The organism is Mesorhizobium sp. WSM4822, assembly GCF_055811155.1.
Genome location: NZ_JBVVQM010000004.1, coordinates 439,174 through 458,626 on the forward strand (window position 1 = coordinate 439,174; position 19,453 = coordinate 458,626).

At 63.3% G+C, this 19,453-nt stretch carries 19 protein-coding genes; 2 read left to right on the forward strand and 17 right to left on the reverse strand.

All coding sequences use genetic code 11. The features are described from left to right. Window positions 1-166 precede the first annotated feature (166 nt). On the forward strand, window positions 167-673 hold the full coding sequence (locus AC0L3E_RS12775) for an OsmC family protein (RefSeq protein WP_127269953.1): 507 nt from the start codon (window positions 167-169) through the stop codon (window positions 671-673). 3 nt (window positions 674-676) lie between these two features. On the opposite strand, the gene AC0L3E_RS12780 is transcribed toward AC0L3E_RS12775, so the two are convergent. The 16 genes from AC0L3E_RS12780 to rpsF all read right to left on the reverse strand — a co-directional run bounded on the left by AC0L3E_RS12780 (window position 677) and on the right by rpsF (window position 15,272). Continuing rightward, the gene (locus AC0L3E_RS12780) at window positions 677-898 is read right to left on the reverse strand and encodes a hypothetical protein (RefSeq protein ID WP_013532531.1); all 222 of its coding nucleotides are present in this window, start codon (window positions 896-898) and stop codon (window positions 677-679) included. A 167-nt stretch (window positions 899-1,065) separates the two neighbouring features. Then, window positions 1,066-1,695, reverse strand: coding sequence for a hypothetical protein (locus AC0L3E_RS12785; protein WP_128309061.1), 630 nt, complete (start codon window positions 1,693-1,695; stop codon window positions 1,066-1,068). Window positions 1,696-1,831: 136 nt separating this feature from the next. Further along, on the reverse strand, window positions 1,832-2,572 hold the full coding sequence (locus tag AC0L3E_RS12790; protein WP_127397307.1) for an SDR family NAD(P)-dependent oxidoreductase: 741 nt from the start codon (window positions 2,570-2,572) through the stop codon (window positions 1,832-1,834). Window positions 2,573-2,616: 44 nt separating this feature from the next. Next, on the reverse strand, window positions 2,617-4,086 hold the full coding sequence (gene purF, locus AC0L3E_RS12795; protein WP_013532528.1) for an amidophosphoribosyltransferase: 1,470 nt from the start codon (window positions 4,084-4,086) through the stop codon (window positions 2,617-2,619). A 104-nt stretch (window positions 4,087-4,190) separates the two neighbouring features. Then, the gene (locus AC0L3E_RS12800) at window positions 4,191-4,850 is read right to left on the reverse strand and encodes a CvpA family protein (RefSeq protein ID WP_127332160.1); all 660 of its coding nucleotides are present in this window, start codon (window positions 4,848-4,850) and stop codon (window positions 4,191-4,193) included. Between the two features lie 63 nt (window positions 4,851-4,913). Continuing rightward, window positions 4,914-6,317: a DNA repair protein RadA gene (radA, locus tag AC0L3E_RS12805; protein ID WP_013532526.1), complete on the reverse strand. Its 1,404-nt coding sequence runs from the start codon at window positions 6,315-6,317 to the stop codon at window positions 4,914-4,916. A gap of 222 nt (window positions 6,318-6,539) precedes the next feature. Further along, window positions 6,540-8,030 (reverse strand): replicative DNA helicase, encoded by a 1,491-nt coding sequence (locus tag AC0L3E_RS12810; protein ID WP_127261333.1) that lies wholly within the window; start codon window positions 8,028-8,030, stop codon window positions 6,540-6,542. Between the two features lie 226 nt (window positions 8,031-8,256). Further along, window positions 8,257-9,486, reverse strand: a complete 1,230-nt coding sequence (locus AC0L3E_RS12815) for an RNA polymerase sigma factor (protein ID WP_473604891.1) — start codon at window positions 9,484-9,486, stop codon at window positions 8,257-8,259. After that, window positions 9,483-9,848 carry a YciI family protein gene (locus AC0L3E_RS12820; RefSeq protein ID WP_027037981.1) on the reverse strand — a complete coding sequence of 122 codons (366 nt, stop codon included), beginning with the start codon at window positions 9,846-9,848 and terminating at the stop codon, window positions 9,483-9,485. The genes AC0L3E_RS12815 and AC0L3E_RS12820 overlap by 4 nt, the downstream gene beginning before the upstream one ends. Before the next feature lie 46 nt (window positions 9,849-9,894). After that, complete coding sequence (locus AC0L3E_RS12825; RefSeq protein ID WP_127267849.1) at window positions 9,895-10,608, reverse strand: DUF1428 domain-containing protein; 714 nt, start codon at window positions 10,606-10,608, stop codon at window positions 9,895-9,897. A 141-nt stretch (window positions 10,609-10,749) separates the two neighbouring features. Beyond that, the gene (locus AC0L3E_RS12830; RefSeq protein ID WP_128308597.1) at window positions 10,750-11,721 is read right to left on the reverse strand and encodes a small ribosomal subunit Rsm22 family protein; all 972 of its coding nucleotides are present in this window, start codon (window positions 11,719-11,721) and stop codon (window positions 10,750-10,752) included. 1 nt (window position 11,722) lies between these two features. After that, complete coding sequence (locus AC0L3E_RS12835; RefSeq protein WP_127322260.1) at window positions 11,723-12,046, reverse strand: YnfA family protein; 324 nt, start codon at window positions 12,044-12,046, stop codon at window positions 11,723-11,725. A 69-nt stretch (window positions 12,047-12,115) separates the two neighbouring features. Continuing rightward, on the reverse strand, window positions 12,116-13,420 hold the full coding sequence (locus AC0L3E_RS12840; protein ID WP_127272489.1) for an SAM-dependent methyltransferase: 1,305 nt from the start codon (window positions 13,418-13,420) through the stop codon (window positions 12,116-12,118). A gap of 300 nt (window positions 13,421-13,720) precedes the next feature. After that, window positions 13,721-14,305 carry a 50S ribosomal protein L9 gene (rplI, locus tag AC0L3E_RS12845; RefSeq protein WP_023813757.1) on the reverse strand — a complete coding sequence of 195 codons (585 nt, stop codon included), beginning with the start codon at window positions 14,303-14,305 and terminating at the stop codon, window positions 13,721-13,723. 218 nt (window positions 14,306-14,523) lie between these two features. Continuing rightward, window positions 14,524-14,772: a 30S ribosomal protein S18 gene (gene rpsR, locus AC0L3E_RS12850; protein ID WP_006203718.1), complete on the reverse strand. Its 249-nt coding sequence runs from the start codon at window positions 14,770-14,772 to the stop codon at window positions 14,524-14,526. Then, window positions 14,772-15,272, reverse strand: coding sequence for a 30S ribosomal protein S6 (gene rpsF / locus AC0L3E_RS12855; RefSeq protein ID WP_013532520.1), 501 nt, complete (start codon window positions 15,270-15,272; stop codon window positions 14,772-14,774). Before rpsF ends, rpsR begins: the two co-directional genes overlap by 1 nt. A 453-nt stretch (window positions 15,273-15,725) precedes the next feature. Between rpsF and AC0L3E_RS12860 the strand changes: the two genes are divergently transcribed. After that, window positions 15,726-17,384 (forward strand): pilus assembly protein TadG-related protein, encoded by a 1,659-nt coding sequence (locus tag AC0L3E_RS12860; RefSeq protein ID WP_473604892.1) that lies wholly within the window; start codon window positions 15,726-15,728, stop codon window positions 17,382-17,384. 41 nt (window positions 17,385-17,425) lie between these two features. On the opposite strand, the gene AC0L3E_RS12865 is transcribed toward AC0L3E_RS12860, so the two are convergent. Beyond that, the gene (locus tag AC0L3E_RS12865; protein ID WP_127331793.1) at window positions 17,426-19,384 is read right to left on the reverse strand and encodes an LTA synthase family protein; all 1,959 of its coding nucleotides are present in this window, start codon (window positions 19,382-19,384) and stop codon (window positions 17,426-17,428) included. Window positions 19,385-19,453 lie beyond the last annotated feature (69 nt).

Below are 19,453 nucleotides of genomic sequence, written 5' to 3' on the forward strand. Positions count from 1 at the left end.
ATCAGACGTTTTTGGGACCTTGTCCGTCAATGTCCCATTTGGGATATCGGTGTTGACCGCTGTCTCCTGTTGCGGAACGGCATTGCCTTGCCACGGTGATCGGCGCAAATCTCGACCGGACGGCGTATGCCGGTGACGCAAGCAGTCGACGAAAGGGGAAAAGCGGATGGATGCGACCGAACTGAAGGCCATGCAGGCGCCGCTGAAGCAGGCCTACCGTGACGATGCTTCGCAGGCTCTGATCACGCTTCGCGCCAAGGGCTCGATCGATGACCAGTCGGTTGCCTGCAAGGTGGAGACGGGCAGGGCGCTCGCCATCGCCGGCTTGCATCCGGCAACAGGCGGCTCAGGGCTTGAACTCTGCTCGGGCGACATGCTGCTGGAGGCGTTGGTCGCCTGCGCCGGGGTGACGCTCAAGGCGGTGGCGACGGCGCTCGAGTTCAAGCTCGGCGCCGCCACGGTGGAGGCCGAAGGCGATCTCGATTTTCGCGGCACGCTCGGTGTCGCCAAGGATGCACCGGTCGGCTTTCGCGCCATCCGGCTCAATTTCAACCTCGACACCGCTGAGCCGCAGGAGCGGGTAGACTCGCTGCTGAAGCTGACCGAGCGTTATTGCGTGGTGTTCCAGACCATCAGCCAGAAGCCGGAGCTGACGGTGAGCGCACGCCGCTGATGCTTACTGCGCCGACGGTTCTTCGGCGTCTCCCTCGTCAGTGAAGGGCGAGGCGCTCGGCACGCATTGCACTGACCAGCCGGCCGGTGTCGGCTGCTTCTGATATTCGGTGATGGCGGCGGTGCACTGTTCGCGTTTGTCGAAGGTGCTGGGCAGCACGACCATGCCGCCTTGCGGGCCGGCGATTACCAGATACCAGACCAACGCTGCTGCGGTCGTAGCCATGGGGATTTCCTTGTTCTGCCAGTTGGGCGCTTGTTGTGGGAGTCGCTGTGACCCTACCAACTCCATGGAAATGACGAAAGCATGACCGCCGCACAGCTTCCCGCCGTCACATCACAGCCGCGTGATGTGACGGGGGTTTCCCAGCCCGATTTGGAAGCGCAATCGGCTCAGTTGGTGGCAAAACAATAGAACAAGCCATCGCCCCCTGTGCCCTTCAGCGCCTCCTGGCTGCAGCCGCCGCGCGAGGCGTGCGAGGAATTCCAGGATTTGGCCGCTGCCGAATCGTCGAGGCCCGTGCGGTCATGATGGCCCATCATCGCGGCGCCTTCCGCCCCGCTCATCGTCCAGTCGCCGCAGGTCTGGTCGGCGATTTTGGTGCCGTCGGGCTTGGAGCCGGTCAGCACGTCGTGGCGGTTCGGCGTGTCGCCGCGGCCGTTGACCGCTTCGCCTTTCTCGTTGAGCGCCGTCTGCTTGGTGATGCCGTTGGCATCGCTGTGCAACGAGGCAACATCGTCGGCGATCTTGACGCCCTTTGCGTTCATCCATGGCCCCTTGCCGATGCGGTCACGGGCGTCGGTGTCGCTGGTCGACAGATAGGCGGCCCAACTCTTGCCGGTGACGCCGGCGGCTTCCGCCAGCGACGCGCAATGCGCGTCGGCGCCCTTGAGGCCGCCGAGGTCGGCACCCTTGCTGGAACCGACACTGGTGACGAAGAAGCTCATCTTGGCATCTTGCGAGTAAGCGGCGCCCGCGGCTGCGATCAGGGTGGCGGCGGTGGCGAGAAGCAGTTTACGCATGTCGGTCCTCCGGTTGGTCTTCGACGGGTTACATCAGAAGAAACGTTGCCGGAGGCCTGTTTAATCCCTACGCATGTCGCCTAAAAGTGTGCAGCGGTTTTTGGAAAACCGACATGCGTCAAAAAAGGCTCAAGTTTTATTCCGGCTGGCGATAGGCGACGAACCGATTGTGCTTGGCCTGAAAGATCAATCCGGTCTCTTTCAGGTCCGGGCTGGCCAGCGGCACGATGCGTTTGGCGATCTCGGAGGGATGCGGCAACGTCTCGGGATCTTCGCCCGGCACTGCTTGGGCACGCATGGCGGTGCGGGTGGCGCCGGGGTCGGCGGCATTGACCCGGAGCGGCAGGCTCTGCGTCTCATGCGCCCAGGAGCGCATCATCGTCTCCACCGCGGCCTTGGACGCCGCGTAGGGTGCCCAGAAGGCACGCGCCGAGTGCGCTGCGTTGGAAGACAGGATGATCGCTCGTCCAGCGTCGGAGAGCCGCAGCAGGGGGTCGACGGAGCGGATCAGCCGCCAGGTCGAGGTGACGTTGATGGTCATCACCTTCTCGAAGGTTTTTGCTTCGACATGACCGATCGGCGAGATGACGCCGAGCACGCCGGCATTGGCGACGAGAATGTCGAGCTTGCCCCAGCGTTCGTGGATGGCGCCGCCCAGGCGGTCGATGCCGGCCATGTCGGCGAGGTCGAGCGGCACCAGTGTCGCCTGGCCGCCGGCCGCTTTGATCTGGTCGTCGAGCTCTTCCAGTCCTCCGACAGTGCGCGCCACCGCAATGACATGCGCGCCGGCGGCAGCCAATTCCTTGGCAATGAAATAGCCGATGCCGCGCGAGGCGCCGGTGACGACCGCAACGCGGTCGGAAAGGTCGAGGGTCATGCGATGGATTCCGGGAATTTGACTAACGCTGATGGCGGTCCGGCCTACGTCCCGCTCGTCGCCAGCAGCGACAGCGTGCGCACATTGTCGTGGCCTTCGAAGTCGAGCAGGCGGGTTGGATACTGGCCGGTGAAGCAGGCATCGCAGAATTGCGGCTGGTCGTTATCGCGGCTGGCCTCGCCGACCGCGCGGTAGAGCCCGTCAATGGTGAGGAAGCCGAGCGAATCGACGCGAATGAACTCGGCCATCTCCTCGATCGACATGCGCGATGCCAGGAGCTTCGATTTCTCCGGCGTGTCGACACCGTAGAAACAGGAGGCGCGTGTCGGCGGTGAGGCGATGCGCATATGCACCTCCTTGGCGCCGGCGTCGCGCACCATCTGCACGATCTTCTGGCTGGTGGTGCCGCGCACGATGCTGTCGTCGACCAGCACCACGCGCTTGCCCTCGATCATGCGGCGGTTGGCATTGTGCTTCAGCTTGACGCCCATGTGGCGGATCGAATCGCCCGGCTGTATGAAGGTGCGGCCGACATAATGATTGCGGATGATGCCGAGCTCGAAGGGAATGCCTGCGGCCTGGCTGAAGCCGATCGCCGCCGGCGTGCCCGAATCCGGCACCGGCACGACGATGTCCGCCTCGACCGGGCTTTCGACCGCCAACTCGGCGCCGATGCGCTTGCGCACCTCATAGACGTTGCGGCCTTCGACCGAGGAATCCGGCCGCGCGAAATAGACATATTCGAAGATGCAGAAGCGGGTCTTCTGCGGTTCGAAGGGGAACAGGCTCTCGATGCCTTTGGAGGTGACGACGACCATCTCGCCGGGCTTCAGGTCGCGAACGAAACGCGCGCCGATGATGTCGAGCGCGCAGGTTTCGGAGGCCAGGATCCAGGCGCCGTCGAGATCGCCGAGCACCAGCGGACGGATGCCGAGCGGATCGCGGCAACCGATCATCTTCTTGGCCGTCATCGCCACCAGCGAGAAAGCGCCCTCGACCTGCCGCACCGCATCGATGAAACGCGAGTTCAAATCGCGCTCCTTGCTGGTGGCGACGAGGTGCAAAAGCGTCTCGGTATCGGAGGTGGAGGAGAAGATCGCGCCTTGCTTCTGCAGCGCGCGCTGCACGGTCATGGCGTTGGTCAGATTGCCGTTGTGGGCGACGGCGAAGCCGCCATCGGCCAATTCGGCGAAAAAGGGCTGGATGTTGCGCATGCCGGCGCCGCCGGTGGTGGCGTAGCGCGTATGGCCGATGGCGCGGTTGCCTTGCAGGCTGTCGATGACGCGCTGCTTCGTGAAGGTGTCGCCGATCAGGCCGACATGGCGTTCGACATGGAACTGGCTGCCGTCATAGGAAACGATGCCGGCCGCTTCCTGGCCGCGATGCTGCAGCGCATGCAGGCCCAATGTAACGATGGCCGCCGCGTCCTGCCGGCCGAAAATGCCGAACACACCGCATTCGTCGTGGAAATGGTCGTCGGCCTCGGCGGAAAGCACGTCGTCTGCGTCTGCCATCTTAAGCTCCGCTAAAATCGCCATATAATGCGGGTTCGCGCCGAAAGCAACGCGGGCCGTGCGGTCGTTCACACCATCGTCAGATCCTGACGCCGTTTTCGGCGTCAGTTTGCCGGTGCCGCCGGTGCCGGAGCGTTGTTGGCCGGAGGTGTTGCGTCATTGTCGTCAGGCGCTGGTGTGTTGGCATCGTCGCCGCCTGCCGGAGCATCCGCAGCCGGTGCGTCCGGAGCAGCTGGCGTCTCGGCGGCCGGCTGATTCGGATTGAGCTTCTTGAGAATCGCGTTTTCCGGATCCTCGGGCAGCAGGCTTTCGAGCTTGGCGCCGATCTGCTCCAGCAGCGGTCGCGACTTGGCCTCCGTGACCCAGGCCGGTGCCTTGGCGCCAGCCAGCCAGTTGAAGAACAGCAGTGCGACGGCGACGACCAGGATGCCGCGCGCGGCGCCGTAGAGGAAACCGAGCGTACGGTCGAGCGCGCCGATCCGGGAATCGATGATCCAGTCGGCCAGCTTCATGGTGATGACCGAGACGACGATCAGCGCGATGATGAAGACGACGCCGGCGGCGGCCGCCATGGCGATCTTTTCATTCTCAATGTAGGGCGCGAGGTAAGGCACAACCGGCTTGTAGAAGAAGAACGCCGCCGCTGCCGCCGCTGCCCAGGAGACGACGGACAGGACTTCACGCGAAAAGCCGCGAACCATGGCGAGCATCGCCGAGACCAGAGTGAAGCCGACGAGAATTCCGTCAAGCAGCGTAATCGGCATGTCTTTCGCCCCACTCCATGAGCCGCATTATAGCGCGGAACATCGGGCTCTAGGTCCGATGCTCTAATCTTCTTCGTCCACGCGGCTTCGGCGTGAGCCGGCTATGCGTGCCACGAGGTCGGCAAGCTCGGTCGGCTGGAAAGAACCGGCCCCGATCCCCCCGGCCAGTTCCCCGCTGCCCGAGGGCAGAACCGCACTTCCAAAACCCAGCTTTTCGGCTTCCTTGAGGCGCTGTTGCGCATGCGCAACCGGCCTCACGGCGCCCGAAAGGCTGATTTCGCCGAAATAGACGCAATCGGCGGGAAGGGCAAGACCGGTGAGCGAGGAAACCAGGGCGGCCGCCACTGCCAGATCGGCCGCGGGCTCCGAAATCCGGTAGCCTCCGGCGACGTTGAGATAGACATCGTGGCTGCCGAAGCGCACCCCGCAATGGGCTTCGAGAACTGCCAGGATCATAGACAGCCGGGCGCCGTCCCAGCCGACGACGGCGCGGCGCGGCGTGCCGAGCGAGGAGGGTGCGACCAGTGCCTGGATCTCGACCAGCACCGGCCTTGTCCCCTCCATGCCGGCGAAAACCGCGGCCCCGGGCGATTTTGCATGGCGCTCGCCAAGGAAAAGCTCGGACGGATTGGCAACCTCGCGCAGGCCCTTGTCCGACATTTCGAAGACGCCGATCTCGTCGGTCGGTCCAAAACGGTTCTTCACCGTACGCAGGATGCGGTAGTGGTGGCCGCCTTCGCCTTCGAAGTAGAGCACGGCGTCGACCATATGCTCGACGACGCGCGGCCCGGCGATCTGGCCTTCCTTCGTGACATGGCCGACCAGCACGATCGCAGCACCCGTGGATTTCGCATAGCGGATCATCGCCTGGGCGGCGGCGCGCACCTGTGTGACGGTGCCCGGTGCCGAATCGGCAAGGTCGGTCCACAGCGTCTGGATCGAATCCAGGATGACGAGATCAGGCCGCTTGCCGTCGGCGATCGTCGCCAGGATGTCCTCGACATTGGTCTCGGCGGCAAGTTCCACCGGAGAAGAGGCGACGCCAAGCCGCTGCGCCCGCAGCCTGATCTGCGCGACCGCCTCTTCGCCCGAGACATAGACGATGCGGTGGCCCTTTGACGCCAGTGCCGCGGCCGCCTGGGTGAGCAGCGTCGATTTGCCGATGCCGGGATCGCCGCCGACCAGCAGCGCGGAGCCGCGCACGAACCCGCCGCCGGTGGCGCGGTCGAGTTCGCCGATGCCCGAAATGATGCGCGGCGCATCCTCGATGTCGCCGGACAGCGTGGTCAGCACCACCGCGCGGCCCTTGCGGGCGTTGCGCGTGTTGGCTGGTCCTGAGCCGATGCCGCCGGACGTGCCTTCCTCGACCAGCGTGTTCCACTCGCCGCAGGCATCGCATTTGCCGGCCCAGCGCTGATGCACCGATCCGCAACTCTGGCAGATGAATTGGACCCGGGATTTGGCCATCAGAGAGATGCCACGCGGTGACAGGCTGGCGGGGCAGCGCCCCCCTCTGGCCTGCCGGCCATCTCCCCCTCGAGGGGGGAGATTTGCAGCTTCAGCCCTTGCGCCTTCTTTTCAACGCCAAAAATTGGCGAAAGGATCGATGACATCCAATCTCCCCCCTGGAGGGGGAGATGTCCGGCAGGACAGAGGGGGGCGCCAAGGAACGAGACCTGTCTCAATAGGTCACTCGAACCTTTCCGGCAGATGATGCTCCTCGGCGAGGTCGGAGAAGCGGGTGAACTCGCCCTGGAAGGCAAGGCTGACGGTGCCGGTCGGTCCGTGGCGCTGCTTGGCGATGATCACTTCGGCCTTGCCCTGGACCTCGATCATCTTCGTCTCCCAGGCGAGATGCTCGGGCGTGCCTTTCTCCGGCTCCTTGTTCTTGATGTAATATTCCTCGCGGTACACGAACAGCACCACGTCGGCGTCCTGCTCGATCGAGCCCGATTCGCGCAGATCGGACAGCTGCGGATGCTTGTCGTCGCGGCTTTCGACCTGACGCGAGAGCTGCGAGAGCGCGATGATCGGCACGCCCAGCTCCTTGCCGAGCGCCTTCAATCCGGTGGTGATCTCGGTGATTTCCTGGACGCGGTTCTGCGACGCCTTGGCGGATGAACCCTGCATCAGCTGGATATAGTCGATGACCATCAGGTCCAGCCCGCGCTGGCGCTTGAGGCGGCGGGCGCGCGCCGCGAGCTGGGCGATCGAGATACCACCCGTCTGGTCGATGTAGAGCGGGCGCTTGTGGTTCTCCTGCGTGTAGGCGACGAGCTTGCCGAAATCGGCTTCGGTCAGGTCGCCACGCCTAATTTTGGAGGATGGGATCTCGGTCTGCTCGGAGATGATACGGGTGGCCAGCTGCTCCGACGACATTTCGAGCGAGAAGAAGCCGACGACACCGCCATTGGCCGCCTTGACCGAGCCGTCGGCTTGCTGGGCGGGCTCATAGGCGGCAGCGATGTTGTAGGCGATGTTGGTGGCCAGCGAGGTCTTGCCCATGCCCGGGCGGCCGGCGATGATGATCAAATCCGACGGCTGCAGGCCGCCCATGCGGTGGTCGAGATCGCGCAGGCCGGTGGCAATGCCGGACAGGTGGCCATCGCGCATATAGGCCGCACTGGCCATGTCGACGGCGTTCTTCAACGCATCGGAAAAACTTTCGAAACCGCCATCGTAGCGGCCGTTTTCGGCCAGCTCGAACAGCCGCCGCTCGGCATCCTCGATCTGCTCGCCGGGCGCCATGTCGACCGGCGCGTCATAGGCGATGTTGACCATGTCCTCGCCGACGGTGATCAGCGCGCGGCGCGTGGCAAGGTCATAGATGGCGCGGCCATAATCGGTGGCGTTGACGACGGTAACGGCCTCCACCGCCAGCCGCACGACATATTGCGCCATTGTCATGTCGCCGACCTTCTCGTCGGCCGGCAGGAAGGTTTTCAGCGTGATCGGCGTCGCGACCTTGCCCATACGGATGAACTCGGACGCCACCTCGAAGATCTTGCGGTGCAGCGGCTCGTAGAAATGGCTGGCCTTGAGGAAGTCCGAGACGCGGTAGAAGGCATCGTTGTTGACGAGGATGGCGCCGAGCAGCGCCTGCTCGGCCTCGATGTTGTTTGGCGCTTCACGATAAAGCGGTGTTTCCGCCACGCCGAATTTACGCGCTGCTTCTGCCATGATGTCCCCGATTGCGATCCCGGCTTCTCGATATCAGAACGCGACAAGTCCATGCTGACTTATCTGCACCAGTGCCTGTCCAATCAGCTTTGATACCCGCGATTCACAGCCACGTTTTTTCGGTGGAAAGAATCACAATTGACTCGAATCGAAAGGACGATTGTAGCCCATCTAGAGGGAGAACAAAACGGGAAAACAAGAATAGTGCCCTGTGCGGCCATCCCGCTCAAAGCTGACCGAGTCGCCTCTCGATGAACCGACGTTCCGCTGGTTGCCGGGTCAACTCGAGCGCCCGCCGGTAGGAGGTCTTTGCCGCTTCGGTCAAGCCAAGCCTGCGTTGCATGTCTGCCCGCGCGGCATGAGCCAGATGGTAGCCGTCCAGCCCGCCTTGTCCCATGACCGCCTCGATTGCCGCCAGTCCGGCCAGCGGGCCGTCGCGCATGCCTATGGCCGCTGCGCGGTTGAGTGCCACGACCGGCGAGGGGTCGACGCGGCCGAGCACATCGTAAAGCGCGACGATCTGTACCCAGTCGGTCTCCGCCGTGCCTGCCGCCTCGGCGTGGACGGAAGCAATGGCCGCCTGCAGGATATACGGTCCGATGCGGCGCGAGGCGATCGCCCGACCGATCAGGCCGTCGGCCTCGGCGATCAGCGAACGGTCCCACAGCGTGCGGTCCTGATCCTCCAGCAGGACAAGGTCGCCGCTGGCATTGACCCGCGTCGCGCGCCGCGCCTCGTGCAGCAGCATCAGGGCAAGCAGCCCTTGCGCCTCCGGCTGGTCGAGCAGTTCGACCATCAGCCGGCCGAGCCGGATCGCCTCGGCGCACAGGTCGGCCCGCGTCAGGTTCGGCCCCTCGGTGGCCGCGTAACCCTCGTTGAAGATCAGGTATATGACCTGCAGCGCGCTCTCGAGACGCACCGGCAGGTCGGCGCGGTCGGGCACCTCGTAGGGGATCGCCTCGTCCCGGATCTTCGCCTTGGCCCGCACGATGCGTTGCGCAATGGTCGGTGCCGGCGTCAGATAGGCGCGGGCAATCTCCTCGGTGGTCAAACCACCCACTTCGCGCAGGGTCAGGGCAATGCGTGCATCCGGCGTCAGCGCCGGGTGGCAGCAGACGAAAATGAGCCGCAATTCGTCGTCCTCGATGTCTTCCGGCATGGCTGGTTCCCGTGTCGGCTCGGCCAAAGCCGTGAGCTCGGGAAAGGCCCCGGTCAGCCGCGCTTCCCGGCGCCAGCGGTCGATGGTCCTGAAGCGGCCGGCCGAGACCAGCCAGGAATAGGGGTTGGCCGGCACACCCTGGCGCGGCCATTGCTCGGCGGCAGCAGTGAAGGCCTCATGCAAGGCCTCCTCCGCCGCGTCGAAACCGCCGAGCAGGCGGATCAAGGTCGCCAGCACGCGCCGCGCCTCGGTGCGGTAGGCCGCCTCCAGGGCATCGCGGGGGCTGGTGGTGCTCACAGGACCGGCGGCGGCTGGCTGAAGTCGACGACCGGGCGAACTTCGACAAAGCCGATCGTTGCCAGCGGATGACCGCTCGCCACTCGCACCGCCTCGTTGAGATCGCGGGCCTCGATGACGATGATGCCGCCCAGGATCTCCTTGGTCTCCATGAACGGGCCGTCGACGGTCGACATCTTGCCGTCGCGGACCTGCACGGTCATTGCCTCCTCGGGCAGCACCAGGGCCTCGGCGGTTACGAAGTGGCCGCTGGCTTTGAGCACCTCGTCATATCCGGAGCACTCGGCCAGCACGGCATTGGCCTCCGGGCTGCCGCCGAACAATGTTTTGGGGTGGTAATAGATGAGACAGGCGTAACGCATGGTGGGTTTCCTTTTCCAGGATTGTCGAAAACTAGGGTTCTTGGGATCAGGCGTCGAGGATCGGCGCAAAGCCGCCATGGACCCGGCGCTGGTTGTCGTAGGGCATGGTGTCGGCATACATGCGCGGATCGGCAATCACCTTTTTCCAGGCGTCATCGCGCACCTGCTTCGACGGCCATTCGACCCAGGCATAGACGACGACCTCGTCGCCCGTCGCTTTCACGGCGCCACGGTAGTCGGTGACCTCGCCGTCGGGAACATCGTCGCCCCACGCTTCGACAACGCGGGTTGCGCCGTGTTCCTTGATCACCGCGGCCTGCTTCGTCGCTACGGCAAGGTAGGCCTGCTTGTTGGCGGCCGGCACCGGCACCAGCGAGCCATCGATATAGCCCGTCTTGCCGGTCGTGTTCAGGTCGATGAAGGGCGTGAAGCCACCGATGATCATGCGCTTGCCGTCAAAGGGCATGGAAGCGCCGATCTCCGCCATGCGCGGGTCGCTCATCATCGTCTGATAGGCCGCGTCCGCCGCCGCCTTGTCCGCGTATTCGTGCCATGAAAAGGTGATGACTTCATCCGGCTTTGCCTTCACGGCTCCCTTGAAGTCGGTGATCTTGCCGCCGGGCACGTCGTCGCCCCATCCTTCGACCATGCGGGTGGTGCCGAACTCCTTCAGCACCGATGCCACCTCGGCGACATGCCTGCGGTAAGCTTCCTTGTTGGCGGCGGGCACCGCGGCGACAAATCCTGCAATATAGCTCATTGCGTTTCTCCTATTGGCTGATGCCGTTTGACACCCTTGGCGTCTCGAAAGGTCCGAGAACGCCAATGGTCGAACGGCACGGCCTGGATTCGACATCGCTTCGAAATTTTTCTTCGAGGCGGTCGCAAACGCTGCTGCTGTCTATTCGGAAGCCAGCCTGTCGCCCCAGTCCAGCCGCCGGGCCAGCTTGAAGTCGGCGCCGTCGCGCTTGGTGAACAAGCGCTCGGCGGCGGTGCCGTCGTCCCGGCAAAGTTTGAGCAGAACCTTGCCGGAACCGGATTTCGGCGGCGCAAGAACCCGCGCCTGGTGCGATGTGAGTCCGTCGCGAGAAGCCGCGACATAGATGAATTTCTCATCTTCCCACGGCACGTCGGCGTCCTTGGCCAGCCGGTGCAGGCGCGAGCGGGCGACGCGGCGGGAAAAGTGGCACCAGTCGGGCGCGGTGAGCGGGCAGGGCGCCTGATGCGGGCAAGGCGCAAGCACATGCGCGCCCGCCTCGATCAACTGCCGGCGCACGGCAAGGATGCGCTGCCAGCCGGCGGGGGTGCCCGGCTCGACCACAAGCAGCGTGTCGGCGGTGAGTTGCCAGAGGCGGTCGATGAGCTTCGGCAGTGATGCGGGAGCGATTTCGTCGAGCACATAGGCGCACGTGACCAGATCGGCCGGCTCGATGTCGGCAAGGTCGATGGTGGCATCACCGGCCAGCCATCTGGTCTGGGCGACAATTGTGTCGCCGGCAAGCGTCTCGCCGACCTTGCGCACCGCGGCACTGGCTTCGAACAACACTGCCTGTTCGAGATCGGGCCACAGGTCGGTCGTGGCCCAAAGCACCGTGCCAGGGCCGGCGCCGACATCGAGCAGGCTCCTGGGTTGAAAGCCGGGCTTTGCGTCGCTCAGCGCGTCGAGGCTGGCGCGGATCGCGGCATAGGTCGCCGGCAGCCGCGTCGCCAAATAGGCTTTCACGGCCAGATCCTCGGCCATGTGCAAACGGCCGTCGCGCAACTCGGCACGGTAACGGTCGGACAGCGTTTTTGCCGCTTGCTTGATTACCGCCAGCGGAACGTTTTCGAGCAGGCGCTCGACACCTTGGCGAAGGGAGGCCGGCAACTCCATCTCACGCGCCCCGCGGGACGAGAAGGATCACCGAAGCGCCGGCAATGCAGAGCGCGGCACCGGCAAGATCCCAGCGGTCGGGGCGAACGCCCTCCACCAGCCACAGCCAGCCAAGCGACGCCGCGATGTAGATGCCGCCATAGGCGGCGTAGGCGCGGCCGGCGGCTGACATGTCCACCAACGCCAGCAGGAAGCCGAACAGGGCAAGCGAGGCGAGGCCGGGAAGAAGCCAAAGCGGCGACTTATCCAGCCGCCACCAGGCCCAGAACGAAAAGCAGCCGGCGATCTCGGCCAGAGCGGCGGCGGCATAGAGGACGTAGGTCATGAAAAAAAGGTCCCGCGACAGTCACGGGACCTTTTTCAGTGCAGGCGCCGGCAATGGCAAGCGGCAATGCTATTCCTGGTCGGCAACCTTGCGGCGGCGAGCCGGCTTGGCGGCCGGGCTCTTTTTGACGGGAGCCGTTTCACGATGCCCCATGTCGCGCATCTCAAGCGCTTTTTCGCATTTGGCCATGTAGTCGCGTGTCATCGGCAGCGTGTCGTTCTTCTTGGCGATCTGGATCTGGAAGATCACCAGATCCTGCCAGCGGAAGGCAGCTTCCGAGGCCGCCAGATAGAATTCCCACATGCGGCAGAAACGCTCGTCATAGATCGCCTTGGCCTTGTCGCGATTGGCGGCGAAGCGCACGCCCCAGTGCTTCAGCGTATCGGCATAGTGGAGCCGCAGGATCTCGACGTCGGTGACGACCAGGCCCGACTTTTCGATCGCCGGCATGACTTCCGAGAGCGAAGGGATATAGCCGCCCGGGAAGATGTATTTGCGGATGAAGGCGCTGGTCGCCCACGGCACGCCGGAACGACCGATCGTGTGCAACAGCATCACGCCATCGGGCTTGAGCAGCGTCGCGCTCTTGTCGAAGAACGTACGGTAGTGGTTGACGCCGACATGCTCGAACATACCGACCGAGACGATGCGGTCGAAACGCTCGTTGAGTTCGCGGTAGTCCTTCAGCTCGAAATGCACGCGGCTTTCCAGCCCTTGTGCGTGCGCCCGGTCGGTGGCTACGCCATGCTGCTCGGTCGACAGAGTCACGCCCTGCACGTCGACGTCGAACGCCTTGGCGAGGTAGAGGCCAAGCCCGCCCCAGCCGGAGCCGATGTCGAGCACGGTCTGGCCGGCCTTCAGCCGGAGCTTGGCGGCGATGTGGCGTTTCTTGGCGGCCTGCGCTTCGTCGAGCGTCATGTCCGGCTGCTCGAAATAGGCGCAGGAATATTGCATGTCCTCGTCGAGGAAGAGCCGGTAGAGGTCGCCCGACAAATCGTAGTGTCGCTGCACGTTGCGCCGCGAGCGCGAGGCGGTGTTGATCTGCTGCAGCCGGCGGAAGGCGTGGCGCAAGCCTTCGATGGCCTTCGACCAGGTGGCGTCGATGCCGCCGCTGCCCATGTTCTGGAAGGCGATGCGCATCACGCCCAGCACGCCGCCTTCGAGAATGTCGAGTTCGCCGTCCATGTAGGCTTCAGGCACCGCCAACATCGGATCGAAGGTGATGGCGCGCTCGGCATGCGCGGTCTTGATGTGCATGTGCACCGGTTCGCCGCTGCCGTCGCCGAAAACCACAGCCGAGCCCTTGGGACCGGTCACCTTGAGATTGCCGGTACGTACCAGGCGGTCGAGAACGCGCTTCAACAGGATATTCATGACCAAATGTCCCCTCTCGGCCAGACAGGCTGCCTTGGCGCGTGACCGCGAAAATCGGTTCCGATTTCGCCGAAGATCTTGCGCCGAACCAAAGTTGCACAGCGTTGCTTTGCGCGGCCAAACGACGCGCGACGCCATAGTCTGCAACAATATATAGGGGTTCGAAAAGTTCCATTTGGCACAAAAATGCCCGGGCGAGAGGCCCGGGCATTGGTCCAGCATGGCTGGATGACGGCAAAGTGATCGAAGCACGCTTCAATCGAGATCGGAGCGCAGCTTCAACCTCTTTGCTATGGATGATCAGGCGTTGTCTTCGCCGCCTTCAAACTCGGTGTTCGGATCGAAGAAGTTCTCCGGCCGGGCGTTGTCGTTGATGTCGTCGCCATAGATGGCTTCGGCGGTGGTCAGAGTCTCGCCCTTGGCCTGGCGCTCGGCTTCGTCGGCCGTGCGGGCGATGTTGAGCGTGACGGTGACCTCGACTTCCGGATGCAGCGCGATCGCCACATTGGTGACACCGATGGTCTTGATCGGCTGGTTGAGCAGGATCTGGTTGCGATTGATCGAGAAACCTTCCGCCGTCAGCAGATCGGCGATGTCGCGGGTCGAAACGGAACCGTAAAGCTGTCCGGTTTCGCCGGCGGAGCGAACGGCGATGAAGCTCTTGCCGTCGAGCTTTTCGGCGACCTGGGCCGCTTCCGATTTGCGCTCGAGGTTGCGGGCTTCGAGCTGGGCGCGCTGACCTTCGAACTTCTTCTTGTTGGCTTCGTTGGCGCGCAGCGCCTTACCCTGCGGCAGCAGGAAGTTACGGGCGAAGCCGTCCTTGACCTTGACGGTATCGCCCATCTGGCCGAGGCGGGAAACGCGTTCGAGAAGAATGACGTCCATGGTTTTGTTCCTTCGGTTGGGCGCCAATCGATCGATGAGATCGACGCCGAATGTCTTGGGAACAGGTCAGGAAGCTTGAGCGCCTTTGGCGCTGGTGTCGCTGTCCTGCCTGTTGCGGCAGTTAGAGGTTTTGACCTCAACCTGGGATTTGATGTTCGGCCCTGCGGCGCCCGTCGCCGTGGGAAAGAGCGGGCGGCGAACCGCCCGCATTTGAGATATTAGCGAACCACGTAGGGCAGCAGGCCGAGGAAGCGGGCGCGCTTGATCGCCTTGGCGAGTTCGCGCTGCTTCTTCTGGCTGACGGCGGTGATGCGCGACGGCACGATCTTGCCGCGCTCAGAAATGTAGCGCTGCAGCAGACGCACGTCCTTGTAGTCGATCTTGGGCGCGTTGGCGCCGGAGAACGGGCAGGTCTTGCGGCGGCGATGGAACGGGCGCCGGGTCGGGATCTGATTGATGTCGACCATTATTCTGCACCCCCTTCAAAGCCTTCGCGCGGACGGCGCGGACCACGATCGGCACCAGCGTCGCCGAACGAGCGCGGCGGACGATCGCCGCGGTCGCCGCGATCACGATCGCCGAACGAACGCGGACCACGATCGCCACGGTCACGGTCGCCGAAGCCGCCGCGTTCCGAGCGCTCTTCGCGCTTCTGCATCATGGCCGACGGGCCTTCCTCATGCGCCTCGACCTTGATGGTCAGGAAACGCAGCACGTCCTCGGACAGGCCCATCTGGCGCTCCATCTCGTTGAGCGCGGCCGCCGGGCAATTCAGGTCCATCAGCGTGTAGTAAGCCTTCCGGTTCTTGTTGACCCGGTAGGTGAGGGACTTCAGTCCCCAGTTCTCGACCCGGCCGACGGACCCGCCATTAGCGGAGATGACACCCTTGTACTGTTCGACAAGCGCATCGACCTGCTGCTGCGAGAGGTCCTGCCGGGCAAGAAACACATGTTCGTAAAGAGCCATTATGTCCTATGCCTTTCTTCGTTTCTCTCCCGGTTCCCGGCGGCAAAAGCCTCTGCAACTTCTCTGACCCGCAAACCCTCGAAGGGGCAGGGGGAAGAAAGGAGCATGACGAGACGGTCGAGAGCGGAGACACGGGAGGCGGAAGCACTTCCGGCTTCACACGAAGGTTCTGAAAAACCTCCGGCCCTCCGTTCAGCCCCCAGCAAGGACCGGCAGATTGCTGGCGTCTATACAGCAATCCGGCCGCAAAGCAAGCGCAAGCGGCATTCCCGTGTGTCATAGCCGATGATCGGGGAGCAGCAACGGTCGGAGTTGTGGTTTCCGGCAACCACGTCTTAACCACACCAGCAGGTTGTGTAGAGTTGAAGCCTGGCCATCAACGGTCGATTCATCATGGAAGGCGCAAAAGCCCGGACAACCGCGCAAAAGCGGCAAGCATTTCCGGGGGTAAGGATGCTTTTCAACAAATTCTGGCGCTCGAAGAGCGGCAATTTCACGCTTGTGCTGGGACTGGGTTTGCCGGTCATCCTGACAGCAGTCGCTTTCGCAACCGATGTCTCGACCCTTATGCGGGCCAAGAGCAATCTGCAGAACGCTCTCGATTCGGCAAATCTTGCTTCTTCGCACCTTGGCGATCTCGACATCACCCGCAATGACGCTTTCAACCGCTATTTCCAGGCCAACATCGTCGGTCATGGCGAGCTCGGCAATGCGCAGGCGACGCTGACTGTCGACAAGGGCGTCAACTTCGTCAAGACAAAGGCGGTTGCCTCGGCGGACGTCAATCTCAACTTCGCCTTCCTGTTCGGCGACAGCAAGCACATCGTGGTCGATGCCTCGGCGGTCGAATCGAACAATCAGCTCGAAGTCGTGCTGGTACTGGACAACACCGGCTCGATGGCCGGCGCGCGCATGACGGCGCTGAGGACGGCGACAAAATCGTTGCTCGACACGCTCGAAGCGGCGAAATCGCCGACGCGCAAGATCCGCGCCTCGCTGGTTCCTTTCGTGACGGCCGTCAACGTCAATGGCGACGGCTTCGACCCGTCCTGGATCGACATGGACGGCAAGTCCTCAACCAACGGCGTCAATTTTCCCGTCATCGACGGCAAGCGGCCGAACCACATGGCGCTTTTCAAACAGCTCAAGAAGACCGGATGGACCGATGCCGGATGGAATGGCACCGGATGGAAGGGTTGTGTCGAGGCGCGGCCAGGCGCTTACAATATCTCCGACACGCCACCCGACACGGCCAAGCCCGACACGCTGTTCGTGCCGTACTTTGCGCCGGACGATCCCGAAGACGCCCAAAAGCCGTCTGGCTCCTATGGCAATTCGGATAAATACTACAACAACTCCTATCTCAACGATGTCAGCGACAAAACCAGGCTTGCCCAGTCGGGCATCAACATCCTGGGCATCGATCTCAGCAACCTGCTCGGCAATCTCATCGAACTTCTGTCGCCCGATGACAGGGCTGCCAGGGAAAAGATCGCCAAATATGTTGCGCCCGCCAAGGAACTCATCACCGAGATCGGCTCTCCCATCACTATCGGCCCGAACCGTGCGTGTCCGACTCCGGTGGTCCCCCTGACCGACGATTTCGACAAGCTGCGCAAGGCAGCCAGTCAGATGACCGAGTGGAACGGTTCGGGCACCAATGTCTCCGAGGGCCTGTCATGGGGTATGCGGGTGCTGTCGCCCGCCGCGCCCTACACCGATGGAGCGCCGTGGAAGACGCCAGGCATCAGCAAGATCGTGCTGTTGCTCACCGACGGCGAGAACGTCGTCTATGGCGCCAGCCAACAGCCGACGAAATCTGACTACACATCATATGGCTATCTGGCCGGCGGCCGTTTCGGATCAGATAACCAGACGACGGCGGCACGCAATGTCGACGGCTGGACCAAAAGCGTCTGCACGCAATTGAAGAACGAGGGCGTGCAAATCTACACCATGGTGCTGCAATCCGACACCGCAGCCAACCGCGCGCTTTACAGCGCCTGCGCTTCTGATCCGAGCGGCTATTATGCAGTTAACGATCCGACCAAATTGCCGGACGTTTTCCAGCAGATCGCCAACAAGTTCTCGAAGCTGCAATTGACGAACTGAACGCGCGATCCGGGACGGACGAGCCTGAGGGATCGTTGGGCTCAACTCGTATGGGCGACAACCTTGTCCTTGTCGACCGTTTCGGGGAAGAAGTCAGGCGCTGCCTGACGCTTGCCGAACATCATATCGTACTGCAGCAGGCGGAAATCGCGGATCGCCGGATCGATCTCCTTCTGCCGCGCCCAATCGGGGGTGGCTTCGCCAGCCGGCGTCAGCAGAAGATTGCGGTCGACGACACGGTAGCGTTCGCTCATCTCGCCCAGGAAGCCGGTGTAGTAGGGATGGCTGATTCCGGCCGTTTTCAGGATATGATAGGGCAGGAAGGCTGGGCTGACGGCACCCATCTGCTCAGCCGGCCCGGTGCGGTTCGACCAGATGACCAGCGGCGTCTCGTGATGCTCGAGAGCAGCCTCGGGCGACGCTTCCTTGCGCGGCGCGACATTGTCCTTGAGGAAGCCGGTTTCGACATAGACCGGCCCCAGCGGCGGCAGATGGTCGCCGAAGAAGGCGATTACGGTGGGGCGGGAGCGTTTCTTGGCCCATTCGACGAGGCGTTCGAGGCCGCGATCGGCATCGGCTGAGCCCTCGGCGTAGCTGAGTAGCGATTCGCGCGCCCACTGGCTGATCGGCGCCTGCACCCTATGCGTGGGATTGTAATAGCGGTTCGGCTCGTAGGGACCGTGGTTTTGCAGGCTGACCGCAAAGAAGAACACCGGCTCGTCGCTGGCGTCGGCCTCGCTGATGATCTCGTCGGTCATCGCCGCATCCGATGCCAGTGGCCCGCGCTTTTGCATTGGCGGCAGCGTCTCTTCCGACTTGAAATCGTTGAAGCCGAAATCGGCATAGACCGCGCCACGGTTCCAGAACCAGTTGGTGCCGGGATGGATGGCGCGCGCCCGGTAACCCTGGCTCTTCAGGAAGGTCGCGAGCGAAGGCGTCGGCGTGCGCACATATTGCTGATAGGGGATGCTGCCTGCCGGCAGGAACGCGTTGGAGAAGCCGGTCAGCGCCTCGAACTCGATATTGGCGGTCATGCCGCCGAACTCCGGCGAGAACATCGAGCCCGAGCGCAGCGCCCGCACATTGGGGATTGGATCTGGCGTGATGGTGACGCCAGGCAACTTGGTCGGATCCCAGAAGGATTCGCTCATGACGATGATGATGTCCGGCTTCTCGGCCGGCACCGAGGCGGTCACATCAGGCCTGGCTATCGCTGCGATTGCCTTGTCGGAATAGCCCGGCGGCGCCGAGACATGCGCCATCGGCACGTTGAGGGCAAAGGCCAGCGCAAAGCCGTTGGAGGCATAGTTTTCCTTCTGGTCCCACATGATCGGGATGATCTGCAGCCGATCCCTGGTCCAGGAGAAGGTGGCGTAGTCCATGATCGAAACGAAGAAGGCGAGCAGCGGCACTGCCAGCGTCAGCCGCGCAAGGCGCCCCTTGCGGCTGAGTGCGGGAACCTTGCGGCGCCATAGCCGCCAGCCGTAGACGAGCAGCGACAGGCCGGCGACGATGCCGACGACCATGGCAAGCGCGGTCATCGGCCGTTCGCGTACCAAAAGCGGCAGCAGCGCGAAGATCTGGCGGGCATAGAGGAAATCGGTCGGATAGAGCGGATCGCCGAGATAGTGCGACTTCTGGTGACCGACGAAAGCAAGCGACAAGGTCAGCGGCGCGACGATCATCAGGCTCTGGTGGCTGCGGCCGAGCACCGCATCGAAGCCGATCAGGAGCAGCGCAAACACGACGATGGTGGTCCAGCCCGGCTTGAACGGCTGCAGGAAGAAGGAGATGGTTCCGGCAAAGTCGCCGCGCACGATCAGTTCGATGGCAAACACCAGGATAGCGGCGATCGCCAGGCTGATCAGCCCATAGCGCACGACCGGCCATCTCCTGCCCGGCAGATAGCCGGTGGAGGGGTCGTCTTCCAGGAACTGTGGCGCGGCCTTGCCGGTGCGTTTGTAACTCTTTGCCACTTTAACTTCCCCACCCAGCGACAAGCGCGTCACTCGATTGTCATGGAATTGTCACGCAAAGCTAGCGCCTGTAACGGAAATAAGAAGAGCCAG

Coding starts and splice junctions, on each gene's coding strand:
- AC0L3E_RS12775 (WP_127269953.1), top strand. CDS start 167: ATGGATGCGACCGAACTGAAGGCCATGCAGGCGCCGCTGAAGCAGGCC.
- AC0L3E_RS12780 (WP_013532531.1), bottom strand. CDS start 898: ATGGCTACGACCGCAGCAGCGTTGGTCTGGTATCTGGTAATCGCCGGC.
- AC0L3E_RS12785 (WP_128309061.1), bottom strand. CDS start 1,695: ATGCGTAAACTGCTTCTCGCCACCGCCGCCACCCTGATCGCAGCCGCG.
- AC0L3E_RS12790 (WP_127397307.1), bottom strand. CDS start 2,572: ATGACCCTCGACCTTTCCGACCGCGTTGCGGTCGTCACCGGCGCCTCG.
- purF (WP_013532528.1), bottom strand. CDS start 4,086: ATGGCAGACGCAGACGACGTGCTTTCCGCCGAGGCCGACGACCATTTC.
- AC0L3E_RS12800 (WP_127332160.1), bottom strand. CDS start 4,850: ATGCCGATTACGCTGCTTGACGGAATTCTCGTCGGCTTCACTCTGGTC.
- radA (WP_013532526.1), bottom strand. CDS start 6,317: ATGGCCAAATCCCGGGTCCAATTCATCTGCCAGAGTTGCGGATCGGTG.
- AC0L3E_RS12810 (WP_127261333.1), bottom strand. CDS start 8,030: ATGGCAGAAGCAGCGCGTAAATTCGGCGTGGCGGAAACACCGCTTTAT.
- AC0L3E_RS12820 (WP_027037981.1), bottom strand. CDS start 9,848: ATGCGTTACGCCTGTCTCATCTATTACCACCCCAAAACATTGTTCGGC.
- AC0L3E_RS12825 (WP_127267849.1), bottom strand. CDS start 10,608: ATGAGCTATATTGCAGGATTTGTCGCCGCGGTGCCCGCCGCCAACAAG.
- AC0L3E_RS12830 (WP_128308597.1), bottom strand. CDS start 11,721: ATGGAGTTGCCGGCCTCCCTTCGCCAAGGTGTCGAGCGCCTGCTCGAA.
- AC0L3E_RS12835 (WP_127322260.1), bottom strand. CDS start 12,046: ATGACCTACGTCCTCTATGCCGCCGCCGCTCTGGCCGAGATCGCCGGC.
- AC0L3E_RS12840 (WP_127272489.1), bottom strand. CDS start 13,420: ATGAATATCCTGTTGAAGCGCGTTCTCGACCGCCTGGTACGTACCGGC.
- rplI (WP_023813757.1), bottom strand. CDS start 14,305: ATGGACGTCATTCTTCTCGAACGCGTTTCCCGCCTCGGCCAGATGGGC.
- rpsR (WP_006203718.1), bottom strand. CDS start 14,772: ATGGTCGACATCAATCAGATCCCGACCCGGCGCCCGTTCCATCGCCGC.
- rpsF (WP_013532520.1), bottom strand. CDS start 15,272: ATGGCTCTTTACGAACATGTGTTTCTTGCCCGGCAGGACCTCTCGCAG.
- AC0L3E_RS12860 (WP_473604892.1), top strand. CDS start 15,726: ATGCTTTTCAACAAATTCTGGCGCTCGAAGAGCGGCAATTTCACGCTT.